The following is a 12,552-nucleotide window of genomic DNA, read 5'->3' as shown; positions in this document are numbered from 1 at the left end:
CCATGACGACGGAGCGCTACTACTACGACTTCTTCGGCTCCAAGTCGGAGTCGCGTTGGAACGTGGAGAAGGACATCCCCTGGGGGGAGATCGACCGCGAGGCCGCGCTGAGCCAGCCGGACATCCTGGACAAGGTGCGGCGCACCGCGCTCATCGAGTCCTACCACGCGCTGGGGACTGTCTCCCTCATCAAGCTGCTGCACGAGGACGTGGACGCCACCTCGGTGTTCCAGGTGGAGTGCTTCGAGGGCTTCCGGCACTTCTGGAGCCTGCGGCGCTACCTGGACCTGGTGGGCTTCGAGCCGCGCATCACCGATGAGGAGCTGGTGGAGATCCGCCGGCGGAACATCGACCACGTCAACTACAAGCCCGAGGACACCGTCCAGGAGCTGGTGAACTTCATCTGGTCCGAGCACGCGGCGGGCTACTTCGCCCGGCAGCTGGGCGCGCAGTGCAAGGACAAGGTGCTGGCGAAGCTGCTGGGCTTCATCTCCACGGACGAGTTCCGCCACGCGGAGGGCGGCTACCAGATTCTGACCAAGCTGCTGGAGCGCAAGCCGGAGCTCAAGCCCGAGGTGCTGCGCGCGGCGAGCAACTTCAAGCACTACGGCTGGCACGTGTGCGAGCTGCCGGTGGCGGTGGAGAACGACTTCACCACGGTGCTGCAGATGAAGCGCAAGTTCGAGAAGGTGTGCGGCGCGCGCATCGTGAGCTGGCGCGAGGGCTGGGCCAACCTCCCCGAGTCCCGCTAGAGAACCCCCTCTTTCCTCCCTGGAATTGGAACACCGCCATGGCTTCTGACTGCATCTCGGGCGCGACGTCGCTCGCGCAAATCCTCCACCGCCGCGCCGAGCGCCACCCGGAGCGCAGGGCCCTCACCTTCATCGTCCGTGGGACGGAGGAGCGCACGGCGTACTCCTACGCCCGGCTGGACGAGCGGGCCCGCTCCATTGGCGCGCTGCTCAAGGCGCACGGCATGGAGGGCGAGCGCGCGCTGCTGCTCTACCCCCAGGGAGTGGAGTTCGTGGAGGCCTTCCTGGGCTGCCTCTACGCAGGGGCGGTGGCGGTGCCGGCCTACCCGCCGGACCCCACCCGGCTGACGCGCACCCTGGGCCGGTTGCTGGGCATCATCGCGGACTGCCGCCCCAAGGTGGTGCTGGCCACCCGGGAGCTGTGCGCCATGGCGGCGTCCTTCGCCGAGCAGGTGCCCGGACTGGCGGAGCTGAAGTGGCTGGCCACCGACGCGGAGGACCTGGGCGTGGTGGCGCTGACGTCACCCATCAAGGCCGCGAGCGAGGAGCTCGCCTTCCTGCAATACACCTCCGGCTCCACCTCGGCGCCCAAGGGGGTGATGGTGAGCCACGGCAACCTGCTCATCAACCTCGCGCACATTGGCAGCAGCCTGAGGGTGGGCGAGGACTCGTGCTCGGTGACGTGGCTGCCGTCCTTCCACGACATGGGCCTGGTGGACGGGCTGATGGGGGGCTTCCACTGGGGCTACCCGGTGTACCTGATGTCCCCGGCGGACTTCCTCAAGCACCCGCTGCGCTGGCTGCAGGCGGTGACGGCCTTCAAGGTGACGCACACGGGCGGGCCCAACTTCGGCTACGAGCTGTGCGTGCGCAAGGTGACGCCGGAGGTGCTCGAGGGGTTGGACCTGTCCTCGTGGCGGACGGCGTACTGCGGCGCCGAGCCGGTGCGCGCGGGCACGATGCGGCGCTTCGTCGAGACGTTCTCACCTCGGGGCCTGTCCCCCTTGGCGCTGGCGCCGGTATACGGCCTGGCGGAAGTGACGCTCAAGGCGCCGGGCGACATGGGGCGCGGCGTGGTGACGGTGAGCGTGGACAAGGAGGCCCTCAAGGAGGACCGGGTGGTGCCGCTGTCCGCGGGCGATGCCAACGCCACGGAGATCGTCTCCTGCGGCCATGCCGAGGAGGGCTACGCCATGACCATCGTGGACCCGGAGTCCTGTGAGGCCCTGCCCGAGGGCCGCGTGGGGGAGATCTGGGTGTCGGGCCCGAGTGTGGCGCAGGGCTACTGGCGCAAGCCGGAGCTGACCGAGGAGACGTTCCGCGCGCGGATGCGTGGGGATGACGCGCGCCGGTGGCTGCGCACGGGGGACCTGGGCTTCATGAAGGACGGGCTGCTGTACATCACCGGCCGCAAGAAGGACCTCATCATCATCGGTGGGCAGAACCACTATCCGCAGGACATCGAGTGGACGGTGGAGGCGGCACTGCCGGCGGTGAGGCCGGGCTGCGGAGCGGCCTTCTCGGTGGACGTGGACGGCGAGGAGCGGCTGGTGGTGGTGGCGGAGGTGGACACGAAGCAGCAGCAGGGCGGCGCGGCGCTGGACCTGGAGGCGGCGACGGCCACGGTGCGCAAGGCCATCAACGAGGCGTACCAACTGCGGCTGCACGAGATGGTGTTCCTCAAGCCGGGGAGCGTGCCGAAGACGTCCAGCGGCAAGATTCAACGGCAGGCGGCGAAGCGCATGTACCTGGAGCGCGGCCTGCAACGGGTGACGGAAGAGGCGGCCTGAAAGGCTTTCCGCCGTGGATGGCGCGGAGGACACATCACCGAGGACACATCACCGAGGACACCTCACCGAGAACAGATCCCCTCTCCCTCCGGGAGAGGGACGGGGTGAGGGTATCCGGTCCCCGGGTTGTGCCCGCTGTGTTTCCCTCATTGGTAATCAGGGTCAGAGGATGCGCTCCCGGGCCAGGGCGAGGGAGTACTCCGTCTGAGCTGGGACGAACGTGCCGGACTTCTCCACCAGCCACGCGGGTGCGCCCTGCGGCAGGTAGAAGTCCTCCTCGAAGGGGGAGAGTCCCAGGTGACGCAGGTAGTCCTTGAGCATGTCGAACGTGAACCGGTCCCTCACGCGGCGCGCTTGGTACTGCTCCAGCTTCTCGAAGGGGAAGGGCTCACCGGTCTGGTCGAAGACCCAGCGGCCTCCATCATTGGAAGCGCCCAATGCACGCACGTAGTTGAGCCAATCCGTCTGGTGCGGTCCGTACACATCGAGCATCACGGCGCCATAGCGGCCTTCGCCTTTCCGGTAGGTGTGGGGCACGGCGACCACACGTAGGCCCCGGCAGCCCAGCGCCCGGGCCATGTAGCGCATGGGGCTCGCGGCATCGGTCCCTGCCCACCCATTTTCGACGTACGCCGTCCAGGGGCTTCGTGTCGGAATGAAGAGGTCCCGCCGCGCCTCTGGAGTGGTCAGGGGGAGCAGAGCGGAGAGGGCCTGCTCCAGGGAGCCTGAGACCGGGCGCACCTCTACGGCGATGCCACGGGGTGCCATCAGCCCTGCCTGCCACGCCGCGAAGGCGCGGGCGGCGTGCTCCGCAGGGGTCTCCAGGAATGCCATCTCCGAAGTGATGGGCGCCCAGCGGTCATCCAGAAGTAACCCCTTCATGTTCTCGGCCATCGGTCGGGTCTCCCTTCAGGGCACAATGAGGAGGATGCGCTCCGCATCCGGGTCGTTGGAATAGTCGAACTGCAGGTCTGGGCGATTGGTTCCCACGCGCTGGCTGCTGCGGGGCGTGATCTGCTGTTGGTTCACCCGGATGTTCCTGGCACCTGTTTTATCCAGAGATTAGATGTCTGCTTGGATCTGGGCGTTCTGACTCGGGCTGGAGCCGATAGGGCGCTTTATCTGACGCGCTCCGGGCGCTTTCGGGCTGACCGCGACAGCTTGGGGAAGGCGCGGGCCAGAAGCCACCGTGCCGTCAGGTTGTCGCCAGCGAGCGCACGGGCCAATCCCGGCGATGGTGCGGGTGCAGTCCGAGGTGGTGCGCGGGCTGGCGGAGGATGAGGGCGGTGTTGCCGCTACCGCAGGTGCTGCGCCCGCTGGAGCATGCGGTGGCGGGCCCGATGGCCGGCCGCGTCTCGCTCTACGATGAGCTGCGCAAGCAGAAGAGGACTCTCGCTTCCTGGAAGGACGAAGTGAGGGGGCGGGGTCTTGAAACCCGCTGCCGTCAGTCTGCTCCTGGGTTGAACTCCACTAGGCATACACCGGGTGAGTCCTTGTCTACTCCTCGCGAGGATTCCAAGCCCTGGCGGATGCCCATGCCATGTATGGGTCTGACTGAACCGGAAGAATCCATCATTCATGAATTTGCTCGCAAATGAACGCATTCACCTGTATCCGCGAGTCAGCTACCTGATGGGGGATTCGCCGTTCACGCCAGCTCTTGCGGCGGTGGGCAGCGGCAGTCATCCGTGCTCGCGTGGTGGTAGCGCGATGAGAGGAAATGATGAGAAGAATGAATGCTGTTGCACTCCTTGCCGGATTTCTGTCCGCCTCCTCGGTGAGCGCCTATGTGCTGTTCATCCACCGGGGGCCCTGGACCGACAATCCCTATGTCATCGACGTCCTCACCAATGAGTTCAGCTCCGTGTTCGGTCTGGACCCGGCTCGGACGATGAACCTGGCGCGCGCCAGTCTCGGACAGTGGACGAACGCTGGCGTCGGGTTTGGAACCAACATCGAGTTCTACGACACCACCCCGCAGTGGTCCGACATCGAAATCGAAGCGGATACGTGCTGCTCAGGCAATTGCACCACCGGATGCAATGGGCGCGCAGTCCCGTACCCGGGTTCGGATGATTGTTCGATTACAATATTCGATAGCTCCACGTTTTACTCCTACACGGATGATGGTGGGCAATATCCGGGTGCCTATGACATCCAGAGCATTCTCGCGCACGAGCTCGGACATTGCATCGGCCTGGATCATGAGACTTCTGCCCCGGCCATCATGAATCCGACGGGCGGAAAATTCGACGGCCGTTTCCTGACGGTCGACGACAAGACGGGTGGGCAGCACGCGCAGTACATCGCGCAGTACTCCGTCAATGTGAGGGACCGGACGGGCGGGAATTGGACGACGGTGGGCCATACGTCGGGCAGTGTCTCCGTGGCCTCCAGACCGGATGGCTGGTCGATGGTGAGCTACGAAACGGACCGCAACGCCGACACCACCAGCAACCTGGCCCGGGTGTTCGTGTCCGGCTCGGCCTTTGGCCCCGAGTGCGTCAACGAGGGCGAGTGGACGTTCGATGGAGTGACTACCTCGCAGGACACGTCGGGCTTCGCCATCGCATTCCTCGCCGCGAATGACTCGGGTGAGGTGATCCTCGAGCGCGGCATCCAGCCCACCTTCGGCTGCCCGACAGGGGTGCGCGAGGTTCTCAGTCTCAAGTCCTCGAGCATGGCACGGCGGCGTCCCAGCCTCGCGTACGACGCGAGCACCAACCGGCTCGTCCTGGCTTACATCCGCAACGACACCGGGAAGATCCAATTCATGACGTCGACCGGCCCCGGCTCCTGGACGAACGCCGGCTCGACCTGGGACTGGAGTGACACTCCCATTGGCCTGGATTGTGGCTACTGGGCGCCTGCCGGAGCGAACCGGTGCTTCTTCGCGGTGACTTCCGCCAATGGATACCGCCAGCTCTACATTGGTGAGGGTTACATCAATTCTTCGGGGCAGTTCGTGCACCTGGCGATGAGCGCAACCGATGGCCGGATTGGAAACGTCGCCCCGGACATCCAGATCGTCAACGGCAACCGTCTGGAGATCGTTCATGCGGGCCTGGACAACACGCGCAGCCTCTACATGTACGCGCGCAACTGCGGCGGCGGCGGGTGCTGGGACGAGACCTATCCCTTGGATCGGCGTGCCTTCGTCGGCCCCGGCATCTCGAGCCTGAAGGTGGTGACGGCGGGTCCTCCGTGAGCCTCGCTCGCGGATTCATGTCCCGCATCTTGGGTTCTGGCTTTGGAGTAGAAAAATCATGAGTTCTTTCAAGAATATCGGGGTCCATGTCGTCCTGGGTGCCTTCCTGGGTTTGGGAGCCACCGCCGCCGTGAAGGCCGTTCTTCCCGAAGAGTCACTCGCCGGCACGCGGGCCGATGCGCCGCAGAGGCGGATGGGCGATAGCTACGGTGCCTATCCCTTCGGGCCCGAGGGGTACGTCGCCCAGTCGGATGTGATTGTCGTGGGGCGCGTCTCGCGGGTGCTCGACGCGCGGGATGTGCCGTCCAAGGGCAACAAGCGACCGCTGTACTTCCACCGTGTGGAGCTCGAGGTCGATGAGGAACTCTACAGGAACGGGGAGCGCATCCCCGGTGGCCAGGGCAATCGCCTGATGCTGACGGTTCCCGCGACGGGGATGGAGCTCGCCGCGGGGCGGGCCTTCGAGGTGAAGCCGGGCGTCTCGCAGTTGTTCTTCCTGCGGCGGTCGGTTGACCTTCCGGGCACCTTCGTCCCGTTGCGCGGGGAGAACGGGCTCGTCGATCTGTCGCGGGTCTCGGTGAAGCACGAGGTGCTGCGCGCTACCACGCCCTCCGGCATCCTCGACGAGGTGCGGCAGTACGCCACGGAGGTGCGGCTGTCCGTGCCCGCGACTACGCGTGAGCCGCTCCAGGCCGTGCCCAAGGGAGTCACGCCGGGCAGGTTCTATGCGCGAGACGGCGTGCCGGCCGCGCTGGGCAATGCCCTGGCTTCCAAGGCGGACGGAGTGCTGGTGTTCGACGCCCTTCCACGGGGTGCCGTCTCCTCGCGGCTCCACATCCTCACCATCCAGGACAAGTGCTTCGTTCGCTCGCAGTGGGACGATGGACCGGCCTCGGGTCCGGTGGCGCTCCACGTGAAGGGGGAGGCTCTCTCCTCCACGTGTGAGAGCCTGCTCGACAAGAGCTTCTGACGCGCCACACACCAGCACCGGTACGAGCAGTTCGTGCCGGTGCTGTTTGTCTCGTGGAGGGAACATCCGCCGTCACTTCATTAGAATCGCCGCCCATGTTCCGACCGGCCCGCTGGCTCTTCGCCCTGCTGGGGTGTGTCGCGTGTGCGCGCACCCAACCTCCGTCTCCTCCCAGCCCTGACTCGAGCCGCCCCGTGCGCGTGCTCTTCATCGGCAACAGCTACACCTACTACAACGACCTTCCCGCGATGCTCGAGGGCTTCGTCCGCACTCTGGCCCCGGGGACCCGGCTGGAGACCGGCTCGGTGCTCATGGGCGGTGCGACGCTCGAGTCCCACTGGAAGCAGGGCGAGGCGAGGGCACTCATCCGCAACGGCGCCTGGAGCCATGTCGTGCTGCAGGAGCAGAGCCTGCTGGGCGGTCTGCGCATTAACGGCGTGGCCCACATGAATGACCCCGCCGAGCGCTTCCTGCCCTACGGCCGGCTCTTCGCCCAGGAAGCCGCGGCGGCCGGAGCGAAGCCGGTCTTCTACATGACGTGGTCGCGCAAGGCGGACATGCCCGCCCAGGAGGTGCTCACGCACGCCTATGCGAGCCTCGCGCGCGAGCAGAAGGGCGTGCTCTCCCCGGTGGGCGTGGCGTGGCAGCGCGTGCGGCGGGAGCGGCCCGAGCTGGAGCTGTACGTCGAGGACGGCCACCATCCTGCCCCCGCCGGCACGTACCTGGCGGCTTGTGTGCTCTACGCCTCGCTCTTCCACCAGCCCTGCCTCGGCGCGCCGAGCACCCTCATCGGGGCTCCCTGGGCGGACACCGCCTTCGACACCTCGCGCACCGAGACGCTGGTGGCGCTCCCCGAGGACACCGCGCGCTACCTCCAACAGGTGGGCTCCGAGGTGGGGCTCGCCGCCGAGCTTCCCGCGAATGGGGCTCCCATTCCTCCCGCCCCGGTGCTCCCCAGCCTGCCGCGCGGCTCCCCGTTGGAGGCCGGGCAGGTGGCCGGTGCGTGGCAGGGGACGCTCTCGCTCTACCCCGCGGAGCTGGGCATGGCGCCGGTGCCCTTCCAGCTCTCGTTCGACACCCGGGGCGCACAGCCCTCGGGCCGGGTCCGCATCGTGTTTCCCCAGCGTGAGCCTCTCGAGGCCGACGTGGCGCCGCGCGTGGAGGGCGAGGTGCTGTCGTTCTCCTTCCAGGACGCCACGCTCCTCGAGTCCACGCTTCAATTGCGCGCGGTGCTCGTCGAGGGCGAATGGCGCGGAGTGGCCAGCGCCGTGGATGCCCAGGGCGGGCGCTGGTTCGGCTCCTGGTCCGCTCGCTCCGCCCCGGGTCCACGGCTCACGGACCCGGGGCGGTGAACCCGGCACCCTCACCCCGTCCCTCTCCCGAGGGGAGAGGGGAGATTGGGGGAGAGTGGGGGGCGCTTGAGGCGGAGTGGGGGAGGGGCTACTTCGACGCCGGGGCGGACAGCTTGCCGTCCACCGGCTTGTACTTCATGCCCAGCTCGTTGAAGAGGAAGGCGTAGACGTCCACCTCCTCCGCGATCTCCTGGTCCAGCGGCGTGCCCATGCCGTGTCCCATGTTGTTGGTGCGCAGCAGCACCGGCCGCTTCGAGCCCGTCGCCTCCTGCAGCCGCGCCACCATCTTGCGCGAGTGGAACGGATCCACGCGCGGATCGTTCTCGCCCGACGTGAAGAGCACCGACGGGTACTTCACCCCGTCCTTCACCTGGTGGTACGGCGAATAGCCATACATCGCCTGGAACTGCTCGGGGTTCTTCACCGTGCCGTACTCGGTGGTGTTGAACTGCCCGTTGGGCGTGAGCTCCACGCGCAACATGTCGTAGATGCCCACGTGCGCGAGCACCGTGCGGTACATCTCCGGGTGCTGGGTGAGCGCCGCGCCCATCAGCAGGCCACCGTTGCTGCCACCCTGGATGGCCAGGCGCTCGGGCTTCGTCCACTTCTTGTCCACCAGCAGCTTCGCGCAGGCGTAGAAGTCGTCGAAGACGTTCTGCTTCTTCGTCAGCGAGCCGTTGGCGTGCCACTCCTCGCCGAACTCCGCGCCGCCGCGCAGGTTGGCGATGGCCACCACGCCGCCCTGCTCGATGAAGGCGAAGTTCATCGCGTTGAAGCCCGGGGACAGCGAGAGGTTGAAGCCGCCGTAGCCGGTGAGCAGGGTGGGGTTGTTGCCGTTCAGCTTCGTGCCGCGGCCGTGCAGGATGTTGAGCGGCACCTGGGTGCCGTCCTTCGAGGTGCACATGACGCGGTCCACCACCACGTCGCGGGTGTCCACCGGCGAGGTGCGGCCCAGCGCCGTCTTCGCCAGCTTCCCGTCCTTCGCCCCATAGCGGTACAGCGAGACCGGCTCGGTGTAGCTGCTGGTGGCGAGCAGCAGATCATCCCCGCCCAGGTACACCCCGCCGCCCACGGAGGAGACGGGCGGGGTGGGCACCACGCCCAGCTCCTTGCCGTCCAGGCCCACCATGCGCATCCGCGTGGGGCCGCCGAGCTGCTCCACCACGTAGAGGCGGGTGGCGGTGGGGCGGAAGCTCGCGATGGAGGACGGGCCCTCGGGGACGAGGACGGTGGCCTTGTCCAGCGCGGGCGTGGCGAGCGCAATCCTCAGCACCTTGCCGCGCGGCGCGTCCTTGCGCGACAGCGCGTAGAGCGCACCATCCTGGCCGAACGCCGCATCGACGAGCTTGTCCTCGAACGTCGACAGCTGCGTCCACGTGCCCGCCGGCCCGCGCAGGTAGAGCGCGTACTCGCCACCGTCACCGTTGCCCAGGATGGCCAGCACGTGCGAGCCGTCGTCGGACGTCTTGAGGTGGTAGTTGGCGATGCGCGGGGCGCCCTTGCCCAGCTCGTAGGTGTCCTTGTCCTCCGGCGTGCCGAGCTTGTGGAAGTACACCTGCTGGAAGAAGTCGCGGTCCTCGGCCGGGCGCTCCTCGCCGCGCGGATAGCGCGTGTAGAAGAAGCCCGTGCCGTCCGCGTTCCACGTGAGGCTGCCGCCGGCCGTGCCGCCGTTCACCCGGGGCACCACCTCGCCGGGCAGCGCCTTGCCGGTGGACACATCGTAGACGGTGACGTCACCGCTCTCCGTGCCGTCCTTCGACAGCGACACCGCCACCTTCTTCCCGTCCAGCGAGGGCACGAAGAAGTCGATGGTGGTGTGTCCGCTGGGGTCCAGCTCCATCGGGTCCACCAGCACGCGGGCGGTGGACGGGTCATCCACCGAGGGCAGCACCACCAGCATGGACTGCTGCCGGGGCGGCTGGAACTTCATGGAGAAGAGCACGCCCCCGCGCTGCACCATCGCGTAGTGGGCGGCCGACTTGTGGGAGAGCAGCGTGGTGATGCGCGCGCGGATGGCGTCACGCGAGGGCAGCTTGTCCAGCACCGCGCGCATGTGCGCCGTCTGTCCATCCACCCACTTGCGGACCTCGGGGTCATCGCTCTTCTCGAGCCACTGATACGGGTCGTCCACCTTCGTGCCGTGGTAGGTGTCCACTACGGCCTTCTTCGCGGCAACGGGCGCGGGAGGCACGGCTCCCTTGGCTCCGGCCAGCGACGTGAGCGGCAGCATCAGCGACAGCGCGGCGATGGCCGGCTTGAGGCGTTGTTGCATCGAGTCCCTCGGGTTGGTTGAGGACCCGTAGCCTGCCATGCACCGCCGCCGTCCGCTCGTCCCCGCGCGTCAGTCTCGCGCGTGTGCCGCCCCTGCCTCGCTTCACGTGCGCGTTCCTGGGACGTCATCCCATTTCCGGACAGGCGCTCACGCTCGTCGCGAGGGCTTCTTCACCGCGGGTTTCTTCGCCCGCGTCTGCTTCGCCGCGGCCGTCTTCGCCTTCGCCGGAGTCTGCTTCTTCACCGGAGCGGCCTGCTTCGCTGCAGTGGCCTTCTTCTTGGCGGCCGGCTTCTTCTGCGCGGCCCGCAGCGAGGCCTCCACCGCACGGCGGGCCCAGGGCAGCAGCGCGTGGGTGTCGTCGCTCGTGTCCGCCGGAGGCGTCCAGTACGACGTGGTGACCTTGCGGCCCTTGCTCGCGTCGTAGACGAAGGGCTCGCCTCCTGCGGCCTCGAAGGTGGGGCGCGAGATGTCGTCCGTCTTCAGGTAAAGCCGGTCCTCGATGATGAGGCCCATCATCCTCCCGGCGTGGTGCAGGCCCCACCCACCGAACATGCGGCGCGCCTGCACGAGGCCCAGGGGCTCCAGCAGCTCCAGCGTGTACTCCACGAAGCTGTCCATGCGCGCCATGCGGTGTCCTCCCGTTCACCCCATCATGGGGACGTGGACGTGGCCGTGGCCACGCCCTTCTTCACCGGTGGCGGCGCGTTGGCCACCACGGCCGTGCGCTCCAGCATTCCGTCCAGCTCGCTCCTCGGCAGCCACTTGCCGCGCACCATCACCCCGGCGATGTCGCGCGTGTGCTTCACGTCCCGCAGCGGGTTGGCCTCCAGCAGCAGCAGGTCCGCGCGCCGGCCCTCGGCCACCGTGCCCCAGCTGTCCGCCTCGCCCAGGTACTCCGCCGCGTTGCGCGTGGCCGCCTCCAGCACGCCGTAGGGCGGAATCCCCGCCTCCGCCAGCGCCTCCATCTCCCGGTGCACCGCGAAGCCCGCCACCATGAAGAGCTGCGGCGAGTCCGAGCCCACCATCAGCTTCGCCCCCGCCGTGTACAGCCCGCGCGCCACCTGCCGCCGCAGCTCGGCGAACCTGCGCTTGCGCTCGGCCGGGACGTTGGCCATCTGCGGATCGTTGGCCAGCATCTGCGTCCACGCCTCCACCGACGCCTGCTTCGCGTAGCACAGCTCCGGCCGCGCGCGCAGGGACTCCACCCCCTCGGGGCTCGTCACCGTCTCGAAGAGCGCCAGCGTGGGCGAGCTCCACACGCCCGCCTTCCGCGTAGCCTCCGCCAGCGCGGGGATGCGCGCCGGGTCCATCCGCTCCAGCGGCTCGCCCACCTCCACCTGGCCCACCTCCGCGCGCGCGCCGTCGTTCTCCGGCAGCAGCTCGTTCAGGTACCCATCCAGGTGCTCAATCTGCTGCCCCGACTCCAGCGCGTGGACGAGGCCCACGTCCGGGGTCACGTGGCCGCTCACCGGCAGCCCCTGCGCACGCGCCTCGGCCATCATCGCGTCGTACGTCTCGCGGCCGAGGAAGCCGTGTGTCTTCAGCCCGTCGTAGCCGGCCGCCTTGTACTCACGCACCCGCTGGCGCGCCTGCTCCGGGCCCTGCACGGACTTGCCATGCATCGACGGCGCGGCGACGCGCAGCGTGGGCCCGAGCACCTCGCCGCGCGCCACCCGAGCCCTCACCACCAGCGCGGTGTCCTTGGGGCCGCCCAGCGCCCGCGCCGTGGTGACGCCGTTGGCCAGCAGCAGGGCGAGCACCTGCCCCGCGGGGTCCTCCGGCTGGCCCGTGCCCGGCACCAGGTGCAGGTGCATGTCGGCGAGCCCCGGCATCAAGTAGCGGCCCTGGCCCTCCACCCGCGCCGCGCCCGCGGGCACCGGCGTGCTGTCCACCGGGCCCAGCGCGACAATGTGCTCTCCCTGCACCACCACCGTCTGGTGGGCGAGCAGGCGTTCGGAGTCCATGGGCACCACGTTCACGTCCACGAAGGCCACCATTTCCTTCGCCGGTGACTCTGTCTTCACAGACGGGTGGGCCATGCCGCAGCCCGTCATCCAGAGGGCCAGACCCATGACCATCCCCCGTGGCCGCCGTGTCTCTCTCCGCATGTCGTGTGCTCCCCCTGACCCGGGACGTCCGGGCGGCGCCGCCAACACGGCTGCCTGCTGGCTTGTTCCCGGGATGAGCGGGCGAGCAGCACGGCCGGAA

The 12,552-nt window shown here is 68.1% G+C and carries 9 protein-coding genes; 5 read left to right on the top strand and 4 right to left on the bottom strand.

What is annotated here, in order from left to right; genetic code table 11:
* Positions 1 to 2 precede the first annotated feature (2 nt).
* Positions 3 to 752, top strand: a complete 750-nt coding sequence (locus NR798_RS43290) for a hypothetical protein (RefSeq protein WP_375768468.1) — start codon at positions 3 to 5, stop codon at positions 750 to 752.
* A gap of 38 nt (positions 753 to 790) precedes the next feature.
* Complete coding sequence (locus NR798_RS43285) at positions 791 to 2,542, top strand: fatty acyl-AMP ligase (protein WP_375768467.1); 1,752 nt, start codon at positions 791 to 793, stop codon at positions 2,540 to 2,542.
* Positions 2,543 to 2,704: 162 nt separating this feature from the next.
* Here NR798_RS43285 and NR798_RS43280 read toward each other — a convergent pair whose 3' ends face one another.
* Complete coding sequence (locus tag NR798_RS43280) at positions 2,705 to 3,436, bottom strand: hypothetical protein (RefSeq protein WP_375768466.1); 732 nt, start codon at positions 3,434 to 3,436, stop codon at positions 2,705 to 2,707.
* Positions 3,437 to 4,274: 838 nt separating this feature from the next.
* On the opposite strand from NR798_RS43280, the gene NR798_RS43275 reads away from it, so the two are divergent.
* The 3 genes from NR798_RS43275 (at position 4,275) to NR798_RS43265 (ending at position 8,072) form a co-directional block, all read left to right on the top strand.
* Complete coding sequence (locus NR798_RS43275; RefSeq protein ID WP_375768465.1) at positions 4,275 to 5,750, top strand: matrixin family metalloprotease; 1,476 nt, start codon at positions 4,275 to 4,277, stop codon at positions 5,748 to 5,750.
* Between the two features lie 58 nt (positions 5,751 to 5,808).
* Positions 5,809 to 6,720, top strand: a complete 912-nt coding sequence (locus tag NR798_RS43270; protein WP_375768464.1) for a hypothetical protein — start codon at positions 5,809 to 5,811, stop codon at positions 6,718 to 6,720.
* A gap of 95 nt (positions 6,721 to 6,815) precedes the next feature.
* Entirely contained in the window at positions 6,816 to 8,072 is a 1,257-nt protein-coding gene (locus NR798_RS43265; RefSeq protein ID WP_375768463.1) for an SGNH/GDSL hydrolase family protein, read from the top strand.
* Positions 8,073 to 8,160: 88 nt separating this feature from the next.
* On the opposite strand, the gene NR798_RS43260 is transcribed toward NR798_RS43265, so the two are convergent.
* The 3 genes from NR798_RS43260 to NR798_RS43250 all read right to left on the bottom strand — a co-directional run bounded on the left by NR798_RS43260 (position 8,161) and on the right by NR798_RS43250 (position 12,416).
* Complete coding sequence (locus tag NR798_RS43260) at positions 8,161 to 10,344, bottom strand: prolyl oligopeptidase family protein (RefSeq protein ID WP_375768462.1); 2,184 nt, start codon at positions 10,342 to 10,344, stop codon at positions 8,161 to 8,163.
* 147 nt (positions 10,345 to 10,491) lie between these two features.
* On the bottom strand, positions 10,492 to 10,971 hold the full coding sequence (locus NR798_RS43255; RefSeq protein ID WP_375768461.1) for a TfoX/Sxy family protein: 480 nt from the start codon (positions 10,969 to 10,971) through the stop codon (positions 10,492 to 10,494).
* Positions 10,972 to 10,994: 23 nt separating this feature from the next.
* Positions 10,995 to 12,416: an amidohydrolase family protein gene (locus tag NR798_RS43250; RefSeq protein WP_375768460.1), complete on the bottom strand. Its 1,422-nt coding sequence runs from the start codon at positions 12,414 to 12,416 to the stop codon at positions 10,995 to 10,997.
* Positions 12,417 to 12,552 lie beyond the last annotated feature (136 nt).

It is taken from the genome of Archangium gephyra (assembly GCF_042230915.1).
GTDB classification, from domain to species: domain Bacteria; phylum Myxococcota; class Myxococcia; order Myxococcales; family Myxococcaceae; genus Archangium; species Archangium gephyra_B.
Note: the sequence above shows the minus strand (reverse complement) of the source record. Positions and strands in the feature narration are given on the sequence as shown.

Coding starts and splice junctions, on each gene's coding strand:
- NR798_RS43290 (WP_375768468.1), top strand. CDS start 3: ATGACGACGGAGCGCTACTACTACGACTTCTTCGGCTCCAAGTCGGAG.
- NR798_RS43285 (WP_375768467.1), top strand. CDS start 791: ATGGCTTCTGACTGCATCTCGGGCGCGACGTCGCTCGCGCAAATCCTC.
- NR798_RS43280 (WP_375768466.1), bottom strand. CDS start 3,436: ATGGCCGAGAACATGAAGGGGTTACTTCTGGATGACCGCTGGGCGCCC.
- NR798_RS43275 (WP_375768465.1), top strand. CDS start 4,275: ATGAATGCTGTTGCACTCCTTGCCGGATTTCTGTCCGCCTCCTCGGTG.
- NR798_RS43270 (WP_375768464.1), top strand. CDS start 5,809: ATGAGTTCTTTCAAGAATATCGGGGTCCATGTCGTCCTGGGTGCCTTC.
- NR798_RS43265 (WP_375768463.1), top strand. CDS start 6,816: ATGTTCCGACCGGCCCGCTGGCTCTTCGCCCTGCTGGGGTGTGTCGCG.
- NR798_RS43260 (WP_375768462.1), bottom strand. CDS start 10,344: ATGCAACAACGCCTCAAGCCGGCCATCGCCGCGCTGTCGCTGATGCTG.
- NR798_RS43255 (WP_375768461.1), bottom strand. CDS start 10,971: ATGGCGCGCATGGACAGCTTCGTGGAGTACACGCTGGAGCTGCTGGAG.
- NR798_RS43250 (WP_375768460.1), bottom strand. CDS start 12,416: ATGGGTCTGGCCCTCTGGATGACGGGCTGCGGCATGGCCCACCCGTCT.